Genomic DNA, 23,995 nt, shown 5'->3' with positions numbered 1-23,995 from the left:
CGCCTGACTAGTGTCAGACCGCGGGCAATGCAAGATTTTTTTGTCGGTTTCCGACAATTCGTCTCATTTTCATGTGGGCGCCCGCCAAAGGCGCCCATTTAGGTGCCTGAAGAGCCGCTCGTGGTTTAGGCGCGCCAGCCTTTCCCCATTCCTTAAGACTTGCGCGACAGCCGGTCGATCGCATCGAGCGTCGCGGCCCCAAAGTCGCCGTCGACAGGGCCGCTGTAAAAACCGCGATCCTTCAACAGCGCCTGCATTTCCTTGCGGAACGCCGGCGTGAAATTGTTCGGTTGCGCCTTCAGCTCTTGAAGCTTGGCCGGATCACCGCCCTCGACGCTGGCGGCCGCCCAACGCACCGCCTCCTTGGCATCGGCCTTGGTGCCAAGCCCATAGTCATAAAGTCTGCTCAGGTTTCCCATCGCATAGGCGCTGCCGGCGTTCGCCGCCATCTCATAATAAGTGCGGGCGCGGCCATAGTCCTGCTCGACACCTGTTCCGATATCATAGAACCAGCCGAGCAATGCCATCGAATAGGAATCGCCGACGTTCGCTGCCTTCTCGTACCAGGTCTTGGCCTCGACATAGTCCTGCCCGGTGCCGAGCCCGTTCTGGTAGGCCCAGCCAAGCGACGACATCGCGTTGACATCGCCACCTTCGGCCGCCTTCTTGTACCAGACGAGCGATTGCGCCAGATCCTTCGGCACACCGAGCCCCTCGCGATAGAACCAGCCAACGGTCGCCATGGCATTGGCATAGCCCTGGTCGGCGGCCAGCTGGTACCAGCGCGCCGCCTCCTCGTAATCCTGCGCTACACCGCCGTAGCCCTCGCGATAGAGCCATCCGAGCGATGCCTGGCCGTAGGCATTGCCGGCCCTTGCCGCTTGTTCGAACATCCGCTTGCCCTGATCGACGTCGATAGCGCCGTCAGTGCCGTAGACGGAGAACCAGGCAAGATTGGTCAGCGCATACATATTGCCGCGATCGGCCGCCTTTTGATAATTGTGGCGGGCCTCGACGTAGTCGCGTCCGGCGTCCTGCGCCCGGCCGAGCATGTTGACGAGCATCATGTCGTCCGGGTTCTCGTTGACCGCCTGGGCACAGGCCGTCAACGCGCGGGCAGAATCAAGCTTCAGGAAGTTGACGCCGACGAAGCCGGGCATGGACTGCGGCTCGCCGGCCAAGAGATAGCAATCGCGTGAAGCCTGGGTATCCTTGCCGGTCCTGGAGATGTTGAGACCCTTTTGCGGTTCGAGGGCCGCGATCTGCTGCTCTGCCTCGACCTTATGTTTGCTGTCTGGATAGCGTTCGAGGAAACGCGTGAGTGCCGCCGCATCGGTCGACTGCTTCAGAGCATCCCAGGCGATTTCGTCAGGCGTCGCGCTCGAGGTCTGTTCGGCCTCGGTCAGGAGCTTCAGTTTCTTTTCCGCCAGCATCTTGTAGACGGGGTCGGAGCCGTGTTTGGCCAGAAACGCTGCGATCAGGTCCTTGTCCGCGAGATCGCGGATATTCTGCCAGTCGGCCGCGGCCGCCGACTGGCTGTTGGGCGAGAGCTGCCCGCCGCCATTGGTGATGTTGATGTTGACTTCCCTGATGTTCAGGAAGATCTGCGCGCCACCGAGCGATCCGTAGACAAAGGGCTCCTGGCCGCGGTTGGTGACCGCCACCACCTCGTCCCGCACCTTGCCGAGCGCGATGCGGACATCCACGCCCGGTTCGGTCAGGTATTTGGCAAGTGCGGTGGCGAAGGGACTGTTCCTGCCCTCGCCATCAAGGGCGACCGTCCCGGCCTTGGACGCGAAGGCGACCAGCAGATCGGCGGATTCCGGCTCGACGCGCGCAAGCCCCCGCGAAACGGCGCGCGTGGAAATCGAGCGCGTCATGCTTTGCTCGAACGGATTGTTGCGGCAGGCGTCCAGGATCACCAGTTTCAGCTTGGTTGCACCCTCGAGCGCCCGCTGGACCCGATCAAGGCCGATCGCTTCGTCTTCTATATCCTTGTCCGTCTTCAACTGGACATCGGTCGGCAGCAGGAAGTTCTGGCCGTTCATTTCCATGCCGTGGCCGGAATAATAGACGATGGCGACGTCGGCGCCGGTTGCCAGGTCCTCGAAATCGCGCAGCGCCTTGACCATGTCCTGTCGCCCGAGGTCGTGCACGGTGGTGACCGAATCGAATCCGGCCTCCTCGAACGAGGCCTTCATCAGTTCCACGTCGTTGGCGGGATTGTTGAGCTGCGAGGTTGCCTCATACTTTTCGTTACCGATCAGCAGAGCGACGCGCTTTGCGGCCAGGACGTCGTCGGGCGCAAAGGCGAGCAATGCCACGAAAAGAATGACGAACGACCGCCAGCGCGACGAATGCCCCGTAACCATGCTCTGCCCTCCGCCGTCACCTCCGCTTCATCCGCCCTGTTCAAGCGGGGATGAGGAGGCGCGAACCCCATTTGCGGCACGTCCGGACGATGCCACCGCCCCACGATCGTGCCCTTCTGAAACTATTACGTATGAGCCATAGGCTTTCAATGTGCCCGTTCGCCATATTTTTTCCGCAAGACCGCCCGAGCGCCTGCCGCAAGGTCTAAGCAAGTCGGCAATCTTAACTCGGTCAGCGCATCGCTCGCGGCCGCTGATTCCAGCGCCTTGCGGTGCCCATCCTTGTGCCAATGAAAGGCTATGCGTTCCGGAGCTTGCCATGTCGATGAAAATGCACGTTGCGGAGGCAAAGCCAGGACAGCTGGCAACGACCCACCAACACTACTTTATTGAGCGCCCCTGTCGAATTCTGATCATCGGCGAGCACCTCAAGGCCAAGACCAAGTATCAGTGCCTGCTGCGTCACATCTCGATCGCGGGTGCGATGCTCGATTTCAACGCCGCGCTGATGGTGCCGAAACACTTCTTCCTGCAGATCGATGGCTTCAAGGAGGAAATCGGCTGCTCTCAAGTCCATCGCAGCGGCGCCGAACTCGGCGTGCGTTTCAATATGCTGCTCGCGCCGGATTTCGTCAGCCGGCTCATTCGCATGCAGTTTTCGAGCGGCGGCTTTTGACTGCGAAAGCCCGCCGGATAAAGGAAAATCGCCGAAGTTAGATTTTTATCGATCTCTTTCAGGGGATTGCAAACTTCTCAGCCGAGACTGCCCTCGACTTAACCCGGATAGTCGGGCGAAGATCAAGCGTGGGCAAATGAGTTGCCGACGCTCGAGGGCCGAAATGATCGCATGTCGCGATCCGGCGTTGGCGGAGAATGACAGATGCAGCAGACGATGTATTCCTGCGTGCCCTCGCCGTTCTACGAGCGTCGCTACGAGCGCTTCTCCATCGGCCATGCCGCCACGCTGACGACGGTGCAGCCGGGCCTTGGCAACGTTTCGGTGCGGACCTGTCGGATGATCGACATTTCCCGCGGCGGCGCGAGCTTCTCGGTACAGACGACCATTGGCCTGCCGCAGCATTATTATCTCCATATTATCGGCACGTCACTTCGCATCGGCTGCGCCGAGGTCTATCGCCACGGCGATCGCGTCGGCGTGCAGTTCATCAAGCCGATCGAACAGACACTGCTGCGCGAGATCATCCGGCAGGAGTTCTTTACCGGCGAGAACGCCAAGACGCCCAAGCGCCGCTAGGGCCTTTGCGGGCAAAACAGCGGCTCGCCTCGACACGTCGAGTTGCCGGATCAGCTTGTCCTGAAATCGATTCCGATTTGGGGATTTATGCAGTAAGTTCCGCGAACTTTGTTCGAACGGGGCCAATTATCCAGCATGTCCGCCTTTTCTCGTTTCACGCCACTTATCCAATCCCTACCGTCCACCATTCCCTTCGTCGGGCCAGAGGCCATCGAGCGACAGCGCGGACGGGCGATCGCGGCCCGCATCGGTGCCAACGAAAGCGGCTTCGGCCCGGCCGAGAGCGTCCTTCAGGCGATGCGTGAGGCGGCGGCAACGACATGGCGATATGCGGACCCGGAAAACCATGATCTGAAGCAGGCGCTGGCAACCCAGCTTGGCGTTTCTGCGGATAACATTGCCATCGGCGAAGGCATCGACGGGCTGCTCGGGCAGATCGTGCGGCTGGTCATCGAGCCGGGCATGCCTGTCGTGACGTCGCTCGGCGCCTATCCGACCTTCAACTATCATGTCGTCGGCCATGGCGGCCGGCTGGTGACAGTGCCCTATCTCGGCGACCGCGAGGATCTCGAGGGATTGCTAGCCGCCGTGAAAAAAGAGAATGCCCCGCTCGTCTATTTCGCCAATCCCGACAATCCGATGGGAAGCTGGTGGAATGCCGAGCGGATCGTCGAGTTCGCCAAGGCGCTACCGGAAACCACATTGTTCATTCTGGACGAGGCTTATTGCGAGACGGCACCGGGGCAAGCCTTGCCAGCAATCGACACGTTGATCGACATGCCCAACGTCCTGCGCACGCGGACCTTCTCCAAGGCCTATGGCCTCGCAGGCTCACGCGTCGGCTATGTCATCGCCACACCCGGAACGGCCCAGGCGTTCGACAAGATCCGCAATCATTTCGGGATGAACAGGATCGGCGTGGCCGCGGCAATCGCGGCACTTGGCGATCAGGATTATCTGGCAACGGTCACGGCACGGATCGCGCAATCGCGCGAGCGCATCGCCGAGATTGCCAGGCAGAACGGCTTGTTGCCGCTCATATCGGCGACCAACTTTGTCGCCATCGATTGTGGTCGGGATGCGGTCCATGCGCGCGCGATCGTCGATACGCTGATGAGCGACCATGGCATCTTCATCCGCATGCCCGGCGTTGCCCCGCTCAACCGCTGCATTCGCGTCAGCACCGGGCCGGAAGCGGAAATGGAACTGCTTGAGGCCGCCTTGCCAAAGGTTCTGGCGAAACTCGCCGGCCGGTAGGCCTCGATATCGGGCGCCTGCTCACTTGCGGGCGCCGCCATGGGAGCTTGGGCCCCGCCTTGTCGCTCAGTGGACGGTCATCCACTCGCGGGCGGCACGCAGGGCTGCCGCGAGGTCGGCCTTGCTCATGGTCATGGAAAGGTCGGCGCGCAGATCGACGGCGCGATCGCAGCCCTTGATCGCCGCGATGTTCAACCATTTGTGGGCGGCGACCAGATCGACCGGACGACCGCGACCGGTCGCGTAGGCCAGACCCATCTCGCAAAAGACTTCAGCCTGGTTTTCACCGCCCATCGCGCTATTGGAAGCAACCTGCATATCAAAGCGTGCCATTTTATTGTCCCTGTTTTGCCTGGTTGGTTTTCCGAAGCGGCCCGCCCTTTCGAGGCGGGCCCTGCTCCAGATCAGCATTCGTTTTTTGGTCCCTGTTCGACCGTGCCTCTTTGAGGGCCTTTCCGAACCGCGCCATCTTTTGCAGCGTCGTCTTCGGTCATTCGGCGGGGTGAATTTCTCCGCTCGTCTTATGGGTCTTACTATGCAGGAGGTCCTTCAATGCGCGCTTAAAATGCATGATTAATTTGCGACAAACAAAGTTCAAACACTTGGTAAACTTGAGTTTTTGTTAAACATCGAAAGGCAGGAAATCCGGCGCATTCGCATAAAAATTTACGAAATATTCAACCGCCGATTTCAACCAAACGGTAACCACGAAAAAAGCTGCCATCTTCAGGCCGCTGCATTTCTCAGGCTTTTCCCGGTCGGAACCCGGCAAAGAAAAAGCATAAACGGCCGCGTCCAAGCCAGTTTACCTTTACGTGCGCGTAAGCTATCGTGCCCGCGGCGGTGAGGAGACTGCCTTTCAAACGAGGATATCTGCAGGGATACCGGCGAAGCGGACCGCGCCGGACCCTTCTATCTGGAGGAATGAATGATACGCACCCTGCTCATGACAGCGGCTCTCGCCCTTGGCGTCGCCGGAACGGCCAGTGCCGCCGAACCGATCGTCGGCAACTGGAAGACCGCAACCGGCGCGACGGCCGAGATCGCTCCCTGCGGAGGCGCCTTCTGCGTCACGCTGAAGACCGGCAAACATGCCGGCAAGCGCATTGGCAACCTGTCCGGCACGAACGGCAGCTATTCCGGCGAAATTACCGACCCCGAAACAGACAAGACCTATAGTGGCTCAGGCGACGTCAACGGCAACTCGCTGAAGATGAAGGGCTGCGTGCTCAAGGTTCTCTGCAAATCGCAGACCTGGTCGCGCCTTTAAGGTTCGCCTGAGCTTGCTGAAGCGGCCTCACGGTCGCTGTCCAACCATGAACAAACCCGTCGATCGCTTCGGCGGGTTTTTTGTTTGATGTCGCGCGGTGATCGCGGCGCCCGCGACGGAACTGTCGAGATTCTGCCGTTTGACGCGCCTGCCCGCGAAAACGGCGGTGGCTTCAATCGCAAGATGAACGCCAGATGAACGACGATATCAGCAAGAGTTCAGTTTGGGTGTGCGAAAACACACTCAATCGATTTGAACCGCCTCCAGACCAACGGACAGAACCATGGACATTCTTGCTCGGCGCCTCACCATTATCAGCCTTCTGATGGTTGTTTTTGCGATGACCCTTGCCGCCGCAGTCAGCGCAGATACCGAACGCCGTCGCAGCAACACCTATCTCGGTTCGCTGACGGATTGCACCGCGCACACGGCGCAATATTGCCAAGCCAAGCTCTAACGGAGTAGCCGACATGCTGGCCGCCCTTTCCACATCCGCCTTTCTCTCGCTGCGTGTTCTTGCACTTGCCAGCCTGCTGATGGCGCCGGTTGGGGCACTCGCCTATAGCAAGGCCAGTGGCCTTGGCATCGGCAAGCAGGGGGCTGGCCTCGTTCTCTTCGTGACGCTTCAGCGTCAAGCCATGAGCTGACCAAAGGCGCCACCGGCGCCTTTTAATTTGCCTTTATCGCTTGCATCCCCGCGCGGCTTCCTATCCCTTCACCGCTGAAAGGAACCCGCCGCCTATGCCAGCCTATGCCGTCTACGCCCTTGCCGCCCTTGCTGAAATCGCCGGATGCTTCGCCTTCTGGGCCTGGCTGAAACTTGACAAGCCGATCTGGTGGCTGATCCCGGGCGTCGCGTCACTGGCGCTGTTTGCCTGGCTGTTGACCCTGATCGACAGCGAAGCCGCAGGTCGTGCCTATGCCGCCTACGGCGGGGTCTATATCGCTGCATCGCTGTTGTGGCTGTGGCTTGCCGAAGGCATCAGGCCCGACCGCTGGGACCTGACCGGGATGGCCGTCGCACTCGTCGGCAGCGCCATCATTCTTGCAGGCCCGCGCTAGGTTGCATCCGTTCGCGGCGGTTGTGCATGTTCGCATCTTGTCGTTTGCTTGTCAGAGGCCTCAGCCTATAATGCGACATGAACAAGCGAATCTCTTCCCACTCCGTCCTTTCCGTCTCCACGCCCGAGCCGTTCGAGCCGCAGTTCTTCGATGATCCTGCCGCCGCGGTCGATTGCCTGGAGGCGCTTTACGAACGCAATACCCGGTTCCTCACCGAGGCTTTCGAGGGGCTGGGCAAGAACGGCGTCCCGTTGACGCGCTATCGCGCCTGCTATCCGCAGGTCAGCATCGAGACCAGCAGCTTCGGCCATGTCGACTCCAGGCTGTCCTTCGGATATGTCAGCGCGCCCGGCGTCTACACCACGACGATCACCCGGCCGAAACTGTTCAGGCATTATCTGAAGGAACAGCTGGGGCACCTCATCCGCAACCATGGCCTTGGCGTGACCGTGTCGGAATCCTCGACGCCGATCCCCTTGCATTTTGCTTTTGGCGAAGGCGCCTATGTCGAGGCGGCGGCCGGCGAATCCATCGACATTCCGCTGCGCGACCTGTTCGACGCGCCAGATCTGACGACCACCGACGACGAGATCGCCAACGGTTCCTATGAGCCGGGCCCGGGCGAGCCCTCGCCACTGGCGCCCTTTACCGCGCAGCGAATCGACTATTCACTCGCCCGCCTCAGCCACTACACCGCCACGAGTGCAAACCACTTCCAGAACTTCGTGCTGTTCACCAATTACCAGTTCTACATCGACGAATTCTGCGCCTGGGCACGCCAGCAGATGGCGGAGGGCGGCAACGGCTATACGGCCTTCATCGAGCCGGGCAACATCATCACGCCTGCCGGCGCCGACAAGCCGGAAACGGACCACACACTTGCCCGCCTGCCGCAGATGCCTGCCTACCACCTGAAGAAAAAGGGCCACGGCGGCATCACGATGGTCAATATCGGTGTCGGCCCGTCCAATGCCAAGACGATCACCGACCATATCGCCGTTTTGCGCCCCCATGTGTGGCTGATGCTCGGGCATTGCGCCGGCCTTCGCAACAGCCAGCGGCTCGGCGACTACGTGCTTGCCCATGCCTATATGCGTGAAGATCACGTGCTCGACGACGACCTGCCTGTCTGGATCCCGCTACCGGCGCTTGCCGAGGTGCAGGTGGCGTTGCAGGACGCCGTGGCAGAGGTCACAGGCTACCGTGATTACGATCTCAAGCAGATCATGCGCACCGGCACGGTCGCCACCATCGACAACCGCAACTGGGAACTACGCGACCAGCGCGGACCGGTCAAGCGCCTGTCGCAGGCGCGCGCCATCGCGCTCGACATGGAATCGGCGACGATCGCCGCCAACGGCTTTCGCTTCCGGGTGCCCTACGGCACGCTGCTTTGTGTTTCCGACAAGCCGCTGCACGGCGAGTTGAAGCTACCCGGCATGGCCACGGCCTTCTATCGCACGCAGGTGAGCCAACATCTGAAGATCGGCATCCTCGCCTTGCAGAAGCTCGCCGCAATGCCGCCCGAGAAGCTGCACTCGCGCAAGCTCAGAAGCTTCTACGAGACATCGTTCCAGTAGCGCCCAGTCACCAAGACGGCGCTCAGGGCCTTCTGTTGAGAAACATTGAAAGCATCGTGCCCGCGACCGCGGACACGATGATCAACAGATGCGCGTTGACTCCGGCACCGGCCAGTTGCGCCAGCGTGGCGCGGTCCGTACCCGCGCCGAAAGAAACGGCGCCGGCAGCGATCGCTGCCGGATAGGTGCCGACGCCCGCCGGCGCATGCATCGGCAGCACCGAGGACAGTTCACCGCCGAGAGCGCCACCGAAACAGGCCGCAAGCGGTGCGACGCCCATGATCGCCAGGACCCACGCGAGAACGAGGACCTTGACCGCCCAGTTCAGGATGGTCATCGCCCAGGCCCTCAGGAATGCACCTGTCGTACCGGGCAGTCCGGCGTTGAGCTCTTCGACAATACGATCCAGTTTTGCAGGCAGCAGACGCCGTGCCAGCGCGACAACGCGATCCTTCAACAGAAACACCGGAAGGGGCGCGACCAGCGCCGCAGCCCAGAATGCCCAGGCGGCGCCTGACCCGTGCGCGAGGACCACGCCGAGCGCTGCGACCGTCAACAGGGCGTGCAGGTCGAGAAGGCGCATGACCAGAAGCGCGGACGTGCCACGCGCCAGCGGAATCGAGAATTCCGATCGCATCAACAACGGAAAGCTTGTCTCGCCAGTGCGAAAAGGCAGCATGATGTTGAGGAGATTGTGCACCTGCGTGACGCGAAACAGCGCCAGGAACCGGCCTGCCGTCTCCATCGGAAAATAATCGTAGATACGGTAGCCGCGGATGAAGTAGGTCGCAACGAGCAGCGCCAGGGCCGCAACACCGTGGCCGAGGCCGATTTTCGTCCATTGTGCGAGCAGGTGCTGCCAGCCCCAGACCCATTCGACAAAAATCGCATAGGCGACGATCGCGCCGGCCGCGATCACCGTCACCCGGTTGCGCGCAAGCCAAGTTCGCCGCCCGGACTCGCAGCCAGAATTCATCAGGTGCCAATTTCCCGTGTTGAAACGCAACTTTACACGTTGGTTATCACCGATAACTGTGCAAGAAAATGGTTATGTAAGCGCATTCCAATTCTTCCGGCGCGTGCACGACGCGCCGAATGCACGAGCGAGCCAATGCAGTCCATAGAGCTTTCCGTCGTCATTCCGGTTTTCAACGAAGAGGATAGTATTGAGCCCCTCATCGCACGCGTCAGTGACGCCATGGCGAATTTTCCAGCGCCGTGGGAACTGATTCTGGTTGATGACGGCAGCACCGATCGAACCCTGACCAACGCCAGAAAGGCGCTCTGTCGCCCCGATCTTCAGCTGAAGATCATCGAACTGCAGAAAAACTTCGGCCAGACCGCCGCCATGCAATCCGGTATCGACGCTGCGTCCGGCCGGTTGATCGCGACCCTCGACGGCGACCTGCAGAATGACCCGATCGATATTCCCGGCATGGTCAAGGCGATCGAGGAGCGGCAACTCGACCTTCTCGTCGGGTGGCGCAAGAACCGCCAGGATGGACTGCTGTTCAGAAAGATCCCGTCCTGGTGCGCCAACCGGCTGATCGGCAAGATCACCGGCGTCCGGCTGCATGACTACGGCTGCAGCCTCAAGGTCTATCGCGCCTCGATCATCAAGCAGGTCAAGCTGATGGGCGAGATGCACCGTTTCATCCCCGCCTGGGTCGCAGGCGTGGTGCCCAGCAGCCGGATCGGCGAAATGCCCGTCACCCACCATGCCCGCCAGCATGGCCACTCGAAATACGGCATATCGCGCACGTTCCGCGTGATTCTCGACCTGCTCTCCGTCCTGTTCTTCATGCGCTACAAGGCACGGCCAGGCCATTTCTTCGGCTCGATCGGGCTTGCAACCGGGTCCATCAGCGCACTCATCCTGCTTTACCTTGCCTTCGACAAATTCATCCTCGGCAACGATATCGGCACCCGTCCGCTGCTGATCGTCGGCGTGATGCTGTTCCTGTCATCCGTGCAGCTGGTGACGACCGGCATCCTTTCCGAGATGATGGCGCGAGCCTATTTCCGCGACGACGAAACTACCAGCTACATCGTGCGCGAGGTGTTCGTGCGGGATCCGACGAATGTTTGATATCGTCGAGGGACGAGCAAACCGGATCACTGCCCTGCTTGCCGGCTATTTCGTGCTGTGCGTGTGCCTGCGTCTTTCCGTTTCGACCTCGCTCGAAATCGACGAGGCGGAGCAGGCCTTCGTGTCGCAATTCCTCCAGCTTGGCTATGGCTCGCAGCCGCCGTTTTACAACTGGCTGCAGTACGGGCTTGGAGCAGTCCTCGGACCCTCGCTTGCAACCATGACGGCGCTCAAGAACCTGCTTCTGTTTCTTTGCTGTCTGTTTTATGGCCTTGCCGCGCGTGAGATCGTGGCGCAACAGCGGCTTGTTTCGATCGCCATGTTGGGCGTTCTGACCTTGCCGCCGATCTTCCTGCTGGCACAGCGCGACCTTTCCCACACGGTGGCGGCATTGTTTGCCGTTTCGCTGTTTCTCTACGGGTTCTTGCGCACCCTGACCCGGCCGAGCCTGGCCGCCTATGCACTGACCGGGCTCGCCGTCGGCATAGGCTTCATCGCCAAATACAATTTCGTGCTTCTGCCGGCCGCTGCCGTGATCGCGGTCCTTTGCGAGCCCGGCCTGCGCGCGCGGCTCTTCGACTGGCGAATTCTCGTCGCACTCGCCATCGCGGCATTGATCGCGCTGCCGCACGGATGGTGGATCCTGCAGAACATTCGCTCCGCCTCGGAAGGCACGCTCATCGAAATGCGCGAGCACCACGCGGAAGGTCGGCTTGCGCAGGCGTTCGACGGCTTGGTCTCGTTCATCTCCGCGACGATCCGCGGCAGTGCCGTGCCGCTCGTGGTGTTCGGCCTGGTGTTTCGCAAGCACCTTGCCGCGATCTGGGCGGCGGAGAACCAATGGACCCGCTTGATCGGCCGCATGCTGCTGATCTGCCTTGCGGCGGTAGCGGTGGTCATTCTCACCGTCGCAGCCACCCATATCCGGGAAAAATGGCTTGTGCTGTTCCTGGTGCTGCTGCCGCTGTATCTCTGCCTCAAGGTGGACGCCGCCGGAATCGACGCCAGGCCGATGCTTCGTCCATTCCTGCTCATCGTCGCCTTCATCGTGCTTGGGGCGCTGGTGATCGTTTCCGCGCGGGCGATCGTGCAACCATATCTCGGAAAATACTCCCGGCTGAGCATCCCTTATGAAACGCTGGCCGATGCCCTCGTCAAGCGTGAGGGGCGCGAGCCGGCCCTCATCCTCGCGCCCGACAAGATGATCGCCGGCAACCTGCGCACACGCCTTCGCGGTGCGAACGTCATCATCCCGGACGACGTCGCAACAAGGTCGGTCGCGACCAAGACACCGTTGCTGGTCGTGTGGAGTGATGGTGGCAAGGCTGAACCGGTTCTGCCGGAGGCGTTCGCCGCAGCCATGGAGGCGCGCGGAATTTCGGCCACGACCGCCTCGCCGCAGGTTCTCTCCCTGCCCTTCCTGCATGGCAAACCGGAAGACCAGTACAGCTTCGGCTATCTCTGGATCGACAAGGCACCCGGGATCACAAACTGATCCCGGGGATCACGAACTGATCCTGGGGATCACAAACTGATCCCGGGATTACGGACTGCCCCCGGCACCGGCGCGGTCGGCGCCGACGAGGAGCTTGAGTTCACCCGGATGGATTCTCAAGGCCACGTCTTTCCCCATCGGCAGCAGTTCGCCATCGATCACACAGTTGATCTTGCGATCGACTTTCGGAAAATGCAGATCCAGCGCGTGGCCGTTCATTTCGGTGATCACGGGATTATCGCGGAACTTGCCGCGCAGCACGTCGAGGGCGAGTTTCGCAACGCCCGGCGGACTGAGGGGCGGCGCCGTATAAAAGCCGAGGTGGCCGGCCGTTACATCGTCGGCATACATCAGCGTATCGCGTCCGAACGGATTGTTTGACACGGACACGGCGGAGACGTGGCGCGTCTCGTGATGTCCGTCCACGTCGAACTCGATCTCGAAATCCGGCGGATTGAGGATGACACCGACGGCGGCGCGGGTGCTCGCCGTGATCTTTCCCAGCCGTGAGCGAAAGCTGAACGATTCGCGGTAGCGCACCATGCGCGCATGCAGGCCCATCGAGAACTGGTGTACGAAGGCGCGGCCATCGGCGCTGCCGATGTCGCCGTCGATGATCGTCCCGTTTGCCAGAACCTCCGGCGCTTTCCAGATGTCGAGCGGCAATTTCAGCGTGCGGGCGAAAAGGTTCATCGTTCCGGCCGGCACGACCCCGAGCGGCATGCCGGTCTTCCAGGCAACGCCTGCGGCTGCCGAAATTGTTCCGTCGCCACCGCCGGCCACGATCGCATCGAGATCGTCGCGCCGGCACGTCTTTTCGAGGGTCTCCTGCATTTCGGCGCCCGAGACGGTTGCAATCTCGATCTCATGCCCCGCCTCGCGAAAGATCGCCTGAACCCTGTCGCCATAGGCGGTCATGTCCGTCGTTCGGAAGGTTCCCCCGTCCCGATTGAAGATCGCTTTTATTTTCATGAAAGGCTTACAGGCTCCATTGCCGTGGCACGTGCGTCCACAGCGAACAGATAATCGCGATTAGCGCCGTTTCCAGTGCCTTACCAAAACTTAACGCGGTTAGCGCACCGAAGACGCCCGCCGCATTCGGCGCGGGCCGGCATCACTCCGGCAGCTTGAGTGGGCCGCCCGTCTTGATCGAGCGGATGGCAAAGTTGGAGCGAATGTCGGTGACGCCGGGCATGGTCAGCAACGTCTCGGTCAGCAATCTCTCGTAGGCCGACAAGTCCTCGACGACGACTTCAGCGAGGAAGTCGGCATTGCCCGAGATCAGGAAGCAGGAGACGACCTCGGGGATCGCAAGCAGTACCTCCTGCTGCCGCTGCGCGTTCTCGCGGCTGTGCTGCCCGACCTTGATCTCCACGAACACGGTCAGGCCGAGCCCGACCTCCTTGCGATCGATATCGGCGCGATAGCCGCGCAAGATGCCCGACTTCTCCAGATTGCGGATGCGCCGCAGGCATGGCGAAGGCGACAGATTGACACGTTCGGCAATCTCCACGTTCGTTGCCCGAGCATCCTCCTGTAGTATCTTGAGAATCGCGAGATCGAATTTATCGAGATTTGGCATAGTCTGCATTCCAGCGTTATTGTTTTGGCAGATGATTGCGCACCATAGGCCATTGATAGCACAACTCGCAAGGACATGCCCTGCCCCGAAGCAGTAATCTTCTTCCCGGCCCCAGATAATCGCGGGCGTTCAAATCGGGAAGGAAATTCAGATGGTTGCGCTCACACTTGGCCGCGGCGGCGCCGCGCCCGTTGCCACCGGCTACGCCGGCGCCTTCGTCACCGTCCTGATCTGGGCAGGATGGATCCTTGCGACACGGCACACAGCCGGCACCGCGCTCGGCACGATCGATCTCGGCCTCATCCGCTACGGCGTTCCGGCGCTGGTGCTTATGCCCGTGTGGCTGAAATCAGGGCTGCTGCCGCGCAAACTGCCGGCACACCTGCTCGTGCTGATGGTCGCCGGCTCCGGCGCGCTGTTTTTCCAGGTCGCAGCCTTCGCCATTCACGCCACCCCCGCCTCGTCGGTCGGCGTGCTGCTCGGTGGCTCGATGCCGCTGGCAACCGCCCTGATCGGCATCACGCTTTTTGGCGAACGCCCCGATCGCATGCGCGTCATCGGCTTTGCCGCCATCGTTGCCGGCGTCGTCCTTCTGCTTGCCCGCAGCCTTGCCGGGACGACCGGTACGGGCTGGACCGGCTATGTGCTGCTCCCGGCTGCGGCCACGCTCTGGGCGATCTACACCCACGCCTTCCGCCGCTCCGGCCTCAGCCCGCTTGAAGGCAGCGCGCTGATCGCCGTCTGGTCGTTTGCAATCCACCTGCTGCTTGCCGGCATCTACGGCAGCACGCTTGCCAGCGTCCCGCTGAAGGAGATCGCGCTGCAGGTCACCAGCCAGGGCCTGCTTTCGGGCCTCGTCGCCATGGTCGCCTATGGCGTTGCGGTCCGCAGCCTCGGGGGTACCCAGGCTGCCGCCTTCACGGCGCTGACGCCGGTTCTGGCGATGATCGGAGGGGCCATGCTTCTCGGTGAACAGATCGGGCCATTCGAAATCGTCGCCGCCATCATCACGGCCGCCGGTGTCGCGCTTTCGACCGGCATCCTCTCGCCACGCAAAGCCTGAGGCTGGAAAAGAAGAGGCCCGGAACCGACTGGCTCCGGGCCTTCTTGCGCTTCCGTTTCGTTCTTAGCCGTGCACGATTTCGCGATGCTTCTGTAGCCGGTGGCCATAGGCCTGGCTGACGCGGTCGAAGATGATGGCAATGCCGACGATGGCCAGACCATTGAAGATGCCAAGGGTGAAGTACTGGTTGGCGATCGCCTTCAGCACCGGCTGTCCAAGCCCTTGCACCCCGATCATCGAGGCGATGACGACCATCGCCAGCGCCATCATGATCGTCTGGTTGATGCCGGCCATGATCGTCGGCAGGGCGAGCGGCATCTGCACGTTCTTCAGCTTCTGCCAGCTTGACGAGCCGAAGGCGTCGGCCGCCTCCAGCACATCCTTGTCGACCAGGCGTATGCCGAGATTGGTGAGCCGGATCATCGGCGGGATCGCGTAGATCACCACGGCGATCAGCCCCGGAACCTTGCCGATGCCGAGCAGCATCACGACCGGGATCAGATAGACAAAGCTCGGCATGGTCTGCATGACGTCGAGGATCGGGTTGACGATGTTCTGGACCCGGTCGGAGCGGGACATGACGATCCCGAGCGGGATGCCGATGGCGATCGACAGCACGGTACAGACGAAGATCATCGAGATCGTCTTCATCGTGTCGTCCCACATGTCGAAATAGCCGATGACGAGCAGCGTGCCGATACAGCCGGCGACGATCTTCCAGTTCCGGCTGGCAAACCAGGCGAGAACGGCAATCAGCAGGATGATGATCGGCCAGGGCGTGCGCGTCATGAAGCGCTCCGACTGGATCAGAAAGAATTGCAGCGGTTCGAAGAACGCCTCGATACCGTCGCCATAGGCGCGCGTGAAGGTGCGGAAGCCCTCGTCGATCGCTTTTTTCAATGCCCGCAGGCGGTCGTCATCCATATGTGGAAACTGGGTCAGCCAATCCATTCCATTCCCCTTCAACTGCTCCCGGGCGGCGACCTCTTGTTGTCTTGTGTCTGCCAGCCATCATTCGAAGGGCGGCGCACGCAACAGCGCGCCGCCCGTTTTCGTCAGTCGAGGGCGATCAGAGCGCCGACTTCACCTTTTCAGCGACCTCAGGCGAGACCCAGGTGGTCCAGATATCGGGGTTCTCCTGCAGGAAGTGCTTTGCGCCTTCCTCGCCGCTCGCCTGGTTGTCGGTCATCCAGGCCATCAGCTTGTTGACGGTGTCGTTGGTCCAGGCGCGCTTGTTGAGGTAGTCCATGGCCGGACCGGCGCGATCTGCAAAGGTCTTGGTCACCAGCGTCTGGACCTTGTCCTTCGGCCAGTCGTTCTTCTTCGGGTCCGGGCAATCGGCAACAGTGTTGCAGCGCTTCCATTCCGCAGCATCGGCTTCGACGCCATGGCCGAGCTTCACCATCTCGTATTTGCCGAGAAGCGCCGTCGGTGCCCAGTAGTAGCCGACCCAGCCCTGCTTGCGCTCGTAGGCCTTGGCGATCGAACCATCGAGGCCCGCGGCCGAACCGGTGTCGACGAGCGTGAAGCCGGCCGCCTCGCCGCCATAGGCCTTGTAGAGCTGCGTCGTGACGACGGTGCCGCCCCAGCCCTGCGGGCCGTTGAAGACGGCGCCCTTGCTCGCGTCTTCCGGATCCGGGAACAGGTCCTTGTGTTTCAGCACGTCGTCGATGGTTTTGATGTCCGGGTTGGCGTCGACGATGTATTTCGGCACCCACCAGCCCTGCACCGCACCATCGGAAAGCGCGACGGCCGCGCCGACCAGCTTGCCTTCCTCAAGACCGCGGTTGACGACATCCGGCAGCAGATCGACCCAGCCTTCCGGCGCGATATCGGGCTGACCCTTTTCGATCATCGAGGTGATCGTCGGCACGGTATCGCCGACGACGAGTTCGGCGTTGCAGCCATAGCCTTCCGTCAGGATGATCTTGTCGACACTCGCCAGAACCTCGGCGCTCTGCCAGTTCATGTTGGCGATCGTCACGTCGCCGCATTCGGCTGCCGAGGCTGCGCCGGCAAGGCCCAGAAGGCCGGCGGCCAGGCACGTCGTTGCAAGAAGCTTGTGCATTTTTGTTCCCTTTTGTTCTGGCGGTACGTCCCGTCGGACGACCGATCTCACCGCAGGGATCGGTCGCGTGTCAACAGGGTTCGGTCCGACGCAAGAACAACAGGAACCGAACGGCCTGCAGGCCCGCCGGAACGCTCCACGAACCGACGGCAACCTCAAGGCTATAGGGTCTTTCCGGCAAGGACTTTCCCATTTGCGTCAAGGATTGCCTTTCCTAATATTCTCGCACCAAACCGTGCAGGCGGTCGGCGCATGGGCAAGGCAATGGCCGTATTGTCAGCTCTACTTGTTGCGCTGATAATAGCGCTGCACCCTTATGCGGTTGCCGCAGCGGCCGGCCGAACACCAGCGGCGACGGGCATTGTTGCCGACGAACAGCATGACGCAGTCGTCAGCCTCGCATTTGCGGATGAGCCTGGCATCCGGGCCCGTCAGCAACAGGGCAGCGTCCTCCGCCAGGAAGCCCGCCAGCCGGACGACGGGTGTACCCGTCCTGTGGGTTTTGAGGGAAGGTGCTTCCCCCCAGTCCAGCTGCCGCGTCACCGGCGCTGCAGCCATCGCCGCATTGAGGCCGGCGATATCGGCCGGCGACACCTCCCCACCATCCATCAGGCTGCGCACCGCCGAGGCGACGTGATCGCGCACCGCGTGGACGGGCGCCAGCTCTTCGTCCGAAAGCGTGCCGGCACGGCAGAGTGAAGTCTCCGGCAACCGGCCCGCCTGCTGCTCCACCCACATGGCAAGCCCATTCGCGTCGCCGATGAGGTCGACATGCCCTTCCCCCGTCAACGGACGCGTATTGATCAGGTCCAGCGCCAGGGGCTCTCCAATGAAGGGGATCAGATCCATCTCACAACCATCTCTCTAATGCATGTTTTTTACATTGACACATTAGTTTTTCAGGCGCAATCCTAATGCATGAACCGTCTCAACAGGAGTGTGACATGAGCATGATCAGCGTCCCCGTCATTCGTCACCGCTTTGCGGTCGTAGACGGCATCAAGATCTTCTACCGCGAAAGCGTGCCGAGCGCCGCGGACGCGCCGACGCTGCTCCTTTTGCATGGATTTCCGTCCTCCTCGTTTCAATACCGCCGGCTGATGGACGCGCTTGGGGGCCGGTATCGCCTGATCGCGCCGGATTATCCGGGCTTCGGCCACAGCGACGCCCCGACGTCTGCGAACGAAGGTGGCGCGTTCGTCTACAGTTTCGATCGCCTGGCCGACCTGATCGAAGGTTTTGTCGATGCGCTCTCGCTCAGCCACTTCTTCCTCTACGCCTTCGACTTCGGCGCACCGGTCGGCTTCCGGCTTGCAAGCCGCCGCCCGGAGCTGATCGATGGCCTGATCGTCCAGAACGGCAACGCCTACATGGAAGGCCTGTCCGACACGGCGCGCGACTTCATCGCGCTCAGCCCCGAAGAGGACGGCGCTACAGAACAGGTTCGACAGTTGCTGACGCTGGAGATGACGCGCGCGCAATACGAGGGCGGCACATCCGATCCGGAACGGGTCGCGCCCGATGGCTGGACGATGGACCAGCATTTCCTCGACAGGCCGGACCGCCGCCAGCCGCAGATCGATCTCGCCTTCGACTACAAGAGCAATCTCGCGCGCTATCCGGAGTGGCAGCAATGGCTGCGCGATGCGCGTCCGCCTGCTCTGATCACCTGGGGGCGCCATGATCCGTTCTTCACCGAGGCCGGCGCCCGCGCCTTTCTGGCCGACGTGCCGGGCGCCGAGCTTCATCTGTTCGAGACCGGCCATTTCGCCCTTGAGGAACGCCTGCCGGAGATCGCGCCGCTGATTGCCGACTTCGTCGATCGGATTTCGGCGCGCAGTTGAAACGAAAGAGGCGCCGGGCATTGGCGCGGCGCCTCGAAATCATGATGCCCGGACGACCGCGCTGCGCACGGCCCCGAAAATCGAACCTTACATGTTGGGGTAGACAGGCCCCTCACCGCCCTGAGGCGGCACCCAGTTGATGTTCTGGTTCGGGTCCTTGATATCGCAGGTCTTGCAGTGCACGCAGTTCTGCGCGTTGATGACGAAGACCGGTTTGCCGTCCTTCTCCACCCATTCATAGACCCCGGCGGGACAGTAGCGCGTCGACGGACCGGCAAAGACGTCGAGCTCCGACGTCTTCTGCAGTTCCGGGTTCTTCACCTGCAGATGGATCGGCTGGTCTTCCTCATGGTTGGTGTTCGACAGGAACACCGAAGACAGCCGGTCGAAGGTCAGGACGCCGTCGGGCTTGGGATAGTCGATCTTTTGGTGCTGCGCCGCGGGCTCAAGCGCCTGTGCGTCGGTCTTGCCGTGTTTCAGCGTGCCGAAGAACGAGAAGCCGAACAGCTGGTTGGTCCACATGTCGAGACCGCCGAGCGTCACGCCGAGCACCGTTCCGAGCTTCGACCACAGCGGCTTGACGTTCCTGACCCGCTTCAGATCCTTGCCGATGTCGCTCTGGCGCCATGCGTTCTCGATCTCGACCGGCTCGTCATTGGCCCGGCCCGAGGCGATCGCTTCGGCCAGCTTGTCGGCCGCCAGCATTCCCGACAGCACCGCATTGTGGCTGCCCTTGATGCGCGGCACGTTGACGAGGCCGGCCGAACAGCCGATCAGCGCGCCGCCCGGGAACGACAGTTTCGGCACCGACTGGTAGCCGCCCTCGGTGATGGCGCGTGCGCCATAGGACAGCCGCTTGCCGCCCTCGAAGGTGCCGCGAATGGCCGGATGGGTCTTGAAGCGCTGGAACTCCTCGAACGGGAACAGATAGGGGTTCTTGTAGTTGAGGTGCACGACGAAGCCGACGGCGACCATGTTGTCTTCGAGATGGTAGAGGAACGAACCGCCGCCGGTCTTCATGCCGAGCGGCCAGCCGAACGAGTGCTGCACGAGGCCGGGCCGGTGGTTCTCGGGCTTGACCTGCCAGAGTTCCTTCAGGCCGATGCCGAATTTCTGGACGTCGCTGTCCTTCGAAAGGTTGAACTTCGAAATCAGTTGCTTGGCGAGCGATCCGCGCACGCCCTCGCCGATCAGCGTGTACTTGCCGAGAAGCGCCATGCCGCGGGCGAAGTTCGGGCCTGGCTCGCCATCGCGCTCAACGCCCATGTCGCCGGTGGCGACGCCGATCACGGCACCCTCGTCGTTATAGAGCACTTCGGTCGCGGCAAAGCCCGGATAGATCTCGACGCCGAGCGCTTCGGCATGGCCGGCGAGCCAGCGACAGACATTGCCGAGCGAGACGATGTAGTTGCCGTGATTGTTCATCAAGGGCGGCATGGCGAAGTTCGGCAGGCGGATGGAGCCGGCCGGGCCGAGCAGCAGGAACTGGTCGTCCTTGACTTCGGTCTTGAACGGATGGTCGGCTTCCTCGCGCCAGCCCGGCAGCAGGCGGTCTATGCCGATGGGATCGACGACGGCGCCCGACAGGATATGCGCGCCGACTTCGGCGCCCTTTTCCAGCACCACGACCGAAAGCTCCGGATTGATCTGCTTCAACCGGATTGCCGCCGAGAGACCCGCAGGGCCCGCACCGACGATCACCACGTCGAACTCCATGCTCTCGCGCTCGGGTAGCTCTTGTCGCTCGCTCATTCCGTCTCTCCAGTCCCGCCGGTCTTCTGCCAGCTCAGTTCCCAGGCCATATCATGTCGTCATGGCAAATGCCGTTTGGCTTGTCGAGCCGGGATGCGACAGGCGATGCCCGCTTTTGCGCATGAGGTCATGAGTTTAGCACAAATGTCTATATGACGTGAACGTAAACGTAAATATGTGATTTCACCCATGTGATTGTGGGCCGCCCACCTTCCAGCCTTGCTTTTGCCGAATAGCCATGTCACGAGGCCGGGCATTCGACTTACCGGCGGAAAACGCCGGCAATCCCATCCGCAACCGGCATTTCGGCAAGGCGCCCCATGGCGCCGGAACGGCATGCCTTTCGCTACATTCCAGGCGCTGCCGGCCTCCCCCGGCATGCCTTTTGAACGTGGCGCGCGGAATAGAGCCGTGTCGCCCTGCGAAGCCCTCACCGGGCGTGGCGCAACGACACCAGAGACACAGACGTCAGGAGACTTCACATGGCCAGAGCACTGGGCTTCGATTTCGGCACGACCAACTCGGTCCTCGCGGTTTCGGCAGGCGACACCACCCATTCGATGAACTTCGAAAGCCTGGCAGGCAGCACAGACGCCATGCGCACGGCACTCTCCTTCATGAAGGACCCGAACCTCGGTGCATCCGCGCTGAAGGTAGAAGCGGGACAGGCGGCCATCCGTTCATTCATCGACAATCCCGGCGACTGTCGCTTCCTGCAATCGATCAAGACCTTCGCCGCAAGCCCGCTGTTCCAGGGCACCCAGATCTATGCCAAGCGTCACAGCTTCGAAGACCTGATGCGCGTGTTCCTGACGAAGCTGAAGGATTATGCCGGCGACGACTGGGCCAGCCAGTACAGCCGCATCGTCGTCGGAAGACCTGTTCGCTTCGCCGGCTCAAGCCCCGATCCGGCATTGGCACTCGAGCGCTACAGCGCCGCGCTTGCGGAATTCGGCTTCCCCGAGATCCACTATGTCTACGAGCCGGTGGCGGCGGCATTCTACTTCGCCCAGAACCTCAAGCGCGATGCCACGGTGCTGGTTGCCGACTTCGGCGGCGGCACCACCGACTATTCCCTGATCCGGTTCGAGACCAAGGCGGGACGCCTGACGGCGACGCCGATCGGCCACTCGGGCGTCGGCATCGCCGGCGATCATTTCGACTTCCGCATCATCGACAATGTGATCTCGCCGCTGATTGGAAAGGGGAGTCTGTTCAAGAGCTTCGACAAGCTGCTTGAAGTGCCGTCGAATTACTATGCGAACTTCGGCCGCTGGAATCAGCTTTCCATCTTCAAGACATTGAAAGATTTCACGGATCTCAAAAAATTGGTGCGACAGAGCCTGGAGCCGGAAAAGCTCGAGGCCTTCGTCGACCTGATCGAGCATGACGAGGGCTACCCGCTCTACCAGGCGATCTCGGCGACCAAGATGCGCCTGTCGCAGGAGGAAGAGACCGAGTTCTATTTCTCGCCACTCGGCGAGATGTCGCGCCGCACCGTGCGCCGCGCCGATTTCGAAGGCTGGATCGCGCCCGAGCTTGCGCGCATCGAAGAGGCGCTCGACGAGGTGCTGACGACGACGGAAACGCCGGCCGCCAGCATCGACAAGGTCTTCCTCACCGGCGGCACTTCCTTCGTACCGGCGGTGCGCAACCTGTTCGAGCGGCGCTTCGAAAAGGACCGGATCGAAAGCGGCGGCGAACTGCTGTCGATCGCGCACGGCCTGGCGCTGATCGGAGATCATGAGGATATCGGTCACTGGACGGCGAATGCGGCGTGAAGCCATTGGACGCCAATTTCTGACGTGCTAGGTTGGCGCCTATGATCTCTGCCGACACCCTTTCTCCCGGCCAACTCGCCGCCCTGCTCGCCTTCCATGCGGATGCAGGCGTCGAGTGGCTGATGGAGGAGGAACCGGTCGATCGCTTCGCCGAGTTCGAAGCGATGAAGGCAGCCCGTTCAGAGCAGCGCCAGCAGGCGGGCGCAAGCCAGCCCTCTGCCCGCTCGGAGGCTGCGCCTGCGCCACGACAACAGGCAAGCCAGGCAAGTGCCCAGGCCCGCGACACGACGCGCGCTCCGGCACCCGCCGTCAATGCCCCTGCGGTTGCCATCCCGGACGCCCAGGCCGTCAAGGAGGCGCAGTTTGCCGCCGAATCGGCGCGGTCGCTTGCGGAGTTGCGGACTGCGATGGAAGGCTTCGTCGGCTGCAATCTCAGAAACAGTGCCCGCAATCTCGTCTTTGCCGAAGGCGATCCGTCGAACGGCATCATGATCGTCGGCCCCATGCCCTATGCGGATGACGACCGCGACGGAATGCCCTTCGCCGGCCGGCTCGGCGATATGCTCAACCGCATGCTCGCGGGCATCGGCCTGTCACGTGAAAGCGTTCTCCTCAGCAATGTCGTGCCGTGGCGCCCCCCAGGCAACCGCGTGCCGACCGCGCGCGAGGCCGATATCTGCCGCCCCTTCATCGAGCGCCAGGTTGCGCTTGCCGAACCCAAGCATCTGTTGCTGCTCGGGAATTTCACGGCGCGCTTCTTCTTCGGCGGTAGTGACACCATCCACCAGCTGCGCGGCGAATGGCGTGAGCTGCAATTGGGCGGACACACCGTCCAGACCCTTGCGACCCTGCACCCGCAGGACCTGGTGACGGCGCCGATCAACAAGCGCTTCGCCTGGCAGGATATGCTCGCCTTCAGGGCCCGTATCAACGGCTGACGGCCACCTGCCCGCTTCATGAACAAAGTATGAAGAAAGCCATGCGGTTTGCGCATATCTGCGCAGCGTTCTGATGCATTGCAAAATCCATGTTGCAGCGCAATATATCGGAACGGGAGGAATGGAATAAGGAACAAGAACCATGACTGCCCGCTTTCGCCCGATCCACAGCAGCTTTGAGACGCTCCGTCACACGGGCGCTGCTCTTCGGACGCCATTCAACCGTTTCGGCACGGCAGCCAACGAGCAGATGACTGCAATCGGCCTTGCCCGGACCACCCGTCCGTCGCAGCTCTTCGCCGACTTCATCCAGCGCTGATCCCCACGCGGCTTGTCCGCGTGAATGAGCCGACGTCAAAGGATAAGGAACAAGATCATGACCAAGCCCATCGCAAGCCTCAAGGTCCTGTTCGATTCGATTGCCGATATCGGCACCGCCGTTCGTGCCTCGCGGGAATACACCGCGCTCAGCACCACCAAGGACGCGCGCCGCGCCCATCGCTCGGCGATCAGCCCGCTTTTGCCGAACTGATACGGCCAGACGACGGATCGTTACCGTCTTTTTGCTATCGGCTGTCGCAATCGAC

General features: G+C 61.8%; 26 protein-coding genes. 16 read left to right on the top strand and 10 right to left on the bottom strand.

The window, feature by feature from the left end; translation table 11 throughout:
- Nucleotides 1-152 precede the first annotated feature (152 nt).
- Complete coding sequence (locus RTP54_RS05315) at nucleotides 153-2,372, bottom strand: caspase family protein (RefSeq protein WP_312361423.1); 2,220 nt, start codon at nucleotides 2,370-2,372, stop codon at nucleotides 153-155.
- Between the two features lie 151 nt (nucleotides 2,373-2,523).
- Here RTP54_RS05315 and RTP54_RS05310 point away from each other — a divergent pair, with 151 nt between their 5' ends.
- The 3 genes from RTP54_RS05310 to RTP54_RS05300 all read left to right on the top strand — a co-directional run bounded on the left by RTP54_RS05310 (nucleotide 2,524) and on the right by RTP54_RS05300 (nucleotide 4,884).
- Entirely contained in the window at nucleotides 2,524-3,048 is a 525-nt protein-coding gene (locus tag RTP54_RS05310) for a hypothetical protein (RefSeq protein WP_312361421.1), read from the top strand.
- Nucleotides 3,049-3,252: 204 nt separating this feature from the next.
- Nucleotides 3,253-3,627, top strand: coding sequence for a PilZ domain-containing protein (locus tag RTP54_RS05305; protein WP_312361419.1), 375 nt, complete (start codon nucleotides 3,253-3,255; stop codon nucleotides 3,625-3,627).
- A gap of 135 nt (nucleotides 3,628-3,762) precedes the next feature.
- Nucleotides 3,763-4,884, top strand: a complete 1,122-nt coding sequence (locus RTP54_RS05300; RefSeq protein ID WP_312361417.1) for a pyridoxal phosphate-dependent aminotransferase — start codon at nucleotides 3,763-3,765, stop codon at nucleotides 4,882-4,884.
- Nucleotides 4,885-4,950: 66 nt separating this feature from the next.
- On the opposite strand, the gene RTP54_RS05295 is transcribed toward RTP54_RS05300, so the two are convergent.
- On the bottom strand, nucleotides 4,951-5,217 hold the full coding sequence (locus RTP54_RS05295) for a tetratricopeptide repeat protein (protein ID WP_112807095.1): 267 nt from the start codon (nucleotides 5,215-5,217) through the stop codon (nucleotides 4,951-4,953).
- Between the two features lie 289 nt (nucleotides 5,218-5,506).
- A complete protein-coding gene (locus RTP54_RS05290) occupies nucleotides 5,507-5,683 on the bottom strand; it encodes a hypothetical protein (protein ID WP_312361415.1) in 177 nt (58 codons plus the stop codon).
- 129 nt (nucleotides 5,684-5,812) lie between these two features.
- On the opposite strand from RTP54_RS05290, the gene RTP54_RS05285 reads away from it, so the two are divergent.
- The 5 genes from RTP54_RS05285 (at nucleotide 5,813) to RTP54_RS05265 (ending at nucleotide 8,796) form a co-directional block, all read left to right on the top strand.
- Nucleotides 5,813-6,154: a DUF2147 domain-containing protein gene (locus RTP54_RS05285; RefSeq protein WP_112807097.1), complete on the top strand. Its 342-nt coding sequence runs from the start codon at nucleotides 5,813-5,815 to the stop codon at nucleotides 6,152-6,154.
- Between the two features lie 283 nt (nucleotides 6,155-6,437).
- The gene (locus RTP54_RS05280) at nucleotides 6,438-6,611 is read left to right on the top strand and encodes a hypothetical protein (RefSeq protein WP_025426369.1); all 174 of its coding nucleotides are present in this window, start codon (nucleotides 6,438-6,440) and stop codon (nucleotides 6,609-6,611) included.
- 13 nt (nucleotides 6,612-6,624) lie between these two features.
- Nucleotides 6,625-6,801, top strand: coding sequence for a hypothetical protein (locus tag RTP54_RS05275; protein ID WP_162703324.1), 177 nt, complete (start codon nucleotides 6,625-6,627; stop codon nucleotides 6,799-6,801).
- A gap of 94 nt (nucleotides 6,802-6,895) precedes the next feature.
- Nucleotides 6,896-7,216, top strand: coding sequence for a YnfA family protein (locus RTP54_RS05270; RefSeq protein WP_112807099.1), 321 nt, complete (start codon nucleotides 6,896-6,898; stop codon nucleotides 7,214-7,216).
- A gap of 77 nt (nucleotides 7,217-7,293) precedes the next feature.
- Nucleotides 7,294-8,796 carry an AMP nucleosidase gene (locus tag RTP54_RS05265; RefSeq protein ID WP_112807101.1) on the top strand — a complete coding sequence of 501 codons (1,503 nt, stop codon included), beginning with the start codon at nucleotides 7,294-7,296 and terminating at the stop codon, nucleotides 8,794-8,796.
- Nucleotides 8,797-8,818: 22 nt separating this feature from the next.
- On the opposite strand, the gene RTP54_RS05260 is transcribed toward RTP54_RS05265, so the two are convergent.
- Nucleotides 8,819-9,772: a lysylphosphatidylglycerol synthase domain-containing protein gene (locus RTP54_RS05260; RefSeq protein WP_312361413.1), complete on the bottom strand. Its 954-nt coding sequence runs from the start codon at nucleotides 9,770-9,772 to the stop codon at nucleotides 8,819-8,821.
- A 135-nt stretch (nucleotides 9,773-9,907) separates the two neighbouring features.
- Between RTP54_RS05260 and RTP54_RS05255 the strand changes: the two genes are divergently transcribed.
- Together RTP54_RS05255 and RTP54_RS05250 are read left to right on the top strand one after the other, a co-directional pair.
- Nucleotides 9,908-10,885: a glycosyltransferase family 2 protein gene (locus tag RTP54_RS05255; protein WP_112807105.1), complete on the top strand. Its 978-nt coding sequence runs from the start codon at nucleotides 9,908-9,910 to the stop codon at nucleotides 10,883-10,885.
- Entirely contained in the window at nucleotides 10,878-12,380 is a 1,503-nt protein-coding gene (locus RTP54_RS05250) for a glycosyltransferase family 39 protein (RefSeq protein WP_312361412.1), read from the top strand. The genes RTP54_RS05255 and RTP54_RS05250 overlap by 8 nt, the downstream gene beginning before the upstream one ends.
- 48 nt (nucleotides 12,381-12,428) lie before the next feature.
- Here the strand turns inward: RTP54_RS05250 and RTP54_RS05245 are convergent, their stop codons facing one another.
- Entirely contained in the window at nucleotides 12,429-13,352 is a 924-nt protein-coding gene (locus tag RTP54_RS05245; RefSeq protein ID WP_312361411.1) for a diacylglycerol kinase family lipid kinase, read from the bottom strand.
- Between the two features lie 142 nt (nucleotides 13,353-13,494).
- Nucleotides 13,495-13,962, bottom strand: coding sequence for an Lrp/AsnC family transcriptional regulator (locus RTP54_RS05240; RefSeq protein ID WP_112807112.1), 468 nt, complete (start codon nucleotides 13,960-13,962; stop codon nucleotides 13,495-13,497).
- Between the two features lie 151 nt (nucleotides 13,963-14,113).
- On the opposite strand from RTP54_RS05240, the gene RTP54_RS05235 reads away from it, so the two are divergent.
- Nucleotides 14,114-15,025, top strand: a complete 912-nt coding sequence (locus RTP54_RS05235) for a DMT family transporter (RefSeq protein ID WP_312361410.1) — start codon at nucleotides 14,114-14,116, stop codon at nucleotides 15,023-15,025.
- 63 nt (nucleotides 15,026-15,088) lie between these two features.
- Here RTP54_RS05235 and RTP54_RS05230 read toward each other — a convergent pair whose 3' ends face one another.
- The 3 genes from RTP54_RS05230 to RTP54_RS05220 all read right to left on the bottom strand — a co-directional run bounded on the left by RTP54_RS05230 (nucleotide 15,089) and on the right by RTP54_RS05220 (nucleotide 17,942).
- Nucleotides 15,089-15,976 (bottom strand): proline/glycine betaine ABC transporter permease, encoded by an 888-nt coding sequence (locus tag RTP54_RS05230; protein ID WP_312361409.1) that lies wholly within the window; start codon nucleotides 15,974-15,976, stop codon nucleotides 15,089-15,091.
- A gap of 118 nt (nucleotides 15,977-16,094) precedes the next feature.
- The gene (locus tag RTP54_RS05225; RefSeq protein WP_112817503.1) at nucleotides 16,095-17,093 is read right to left on the bottom strand and encodes an ABC transporter substrate-binding protein; all 999 of its coding nucleotides are present in this window, start codon (nucleotides 17,091-17,093) and stop codon (nucleotides 16,095-16,097) included.
- A gap of 282 nt (nucleotides 17,094-17,375) precedes the next feature.
- Nucleotides 17,376-17,942, bottom strand: a complete 567-nt coding sequence (locus RTP54_RS05220) for an ABATE domain-containing protein (RefSeq protein WP_312361408.1) — start codon at nucleotides 17,940-17,942, stop codon at nucleotides 17,376-17,378.
- Nucleotides 17,943-18,037: 95 nt separating this feature from the next.
- Between RTP54_RS05220 and RTP54_RS05215 the strand changes: the two genes are divergently transcribed.
- Complete coding sequence (locus RTP54_RS05215; RefSeq protein WP_312361407.1) at nucleotides 18,038-18,937, top strand: alpha/beta hydrolase; 900 nt, start codon at nucleotides 18,038-18,040, stop codon at nucleotides 18,935-18,937.
- Nucleotides 18,938-19,024: 87 nt separating this feature from the next.
- Here RTP54_RS05215 and RTP54_RS05210 read toward each other — a convergent pair whose 3' ends face one another.
- Entirely contained in the window at nucleotides 19,025-20,689 is a 1,665-nt protein-coding gene (locus RTP54_RS05210; protein WP_112817500.1) for an electron transfer flavoprotein-ubiquinone oxidoreductase, read from the bottom strand.
- A gap of 482 nt (nucleotides 20,690-21,171) precedes the next feature.
- Here RTP54_RS05210 and RTP54_RS05205 point away from each other — a divergent pair, with 482 nt between their 5' ends.
- The 4 genes from RTP54_RS05205 (at nucleotide 21,172) to RTP54_RS05190 (ending at nucleotide 23,940) form a co-directional block, all read left to right on the top strand.
- On the top strand, nucleotides 21,172-22,470 hold the full coding sequence (locus RTP54_RS05205; protein ID WP_312361406.1) for an Hsp70 family protein: 1,299 nt from the start codon (nucleotides 21,172-21,174) through the stop codon (nucleotides 22,468-22,470).
- A gap of 41 nt (nucleotides 22,471-22,511) precedes the next feature.
- Nucleotides 22,512-23,408 carry a uracil-DNA glycosylase gene (locus RTP54_RS05200; protein ID WP_312361405.1) on the top strand — a complete coding sequence of 299 codons (897 nt, stop codon included), beginning with the start codon at nucleotides 22,512-22,514 and terminating at the stop codon, nucleotides 23,406-23,408.
- A gap of 142 nt (nucleotides 23,409-23,550) precedes the next feature.
- Nucleotides 23,551-23,727, top strand: coding sequence for a hypothetical protein (locus RTP54_RS05195; RefSeq protein WP_112807130.1), 177 nt, complete (start codon nucleotides 23,551-23,553; stop codon nucleotides 23,725-23,727).
- Nucleotides 23,728-23,784: 57 nt separating this feature from the next.
- A complete protein-coding gene (locus RTP54_RS05190) occupies nucleotides 23,785-23,940 on the top strand; it encodes a hypothetical protein (protein WP_167590825.1) in 156 nt (51 codons plus the stop codon).
- Nucleotides 23,941-23,995 lie beyond the last annotated feature (55 nt).

It is taken from the genome of Ensifer sp. (genome assembly GCF_031989085.1).
In the GTDB taxonomy this organism is placed as follows: domain Bacteria; phylum Pseudomonadota; class Alphaproteobacteria; order Rhizobiales; family Rhizobiaceae; genus Ensifer.
This window is presented reverse-complemented; position numbering and strand designations above follow the sequence as displayed.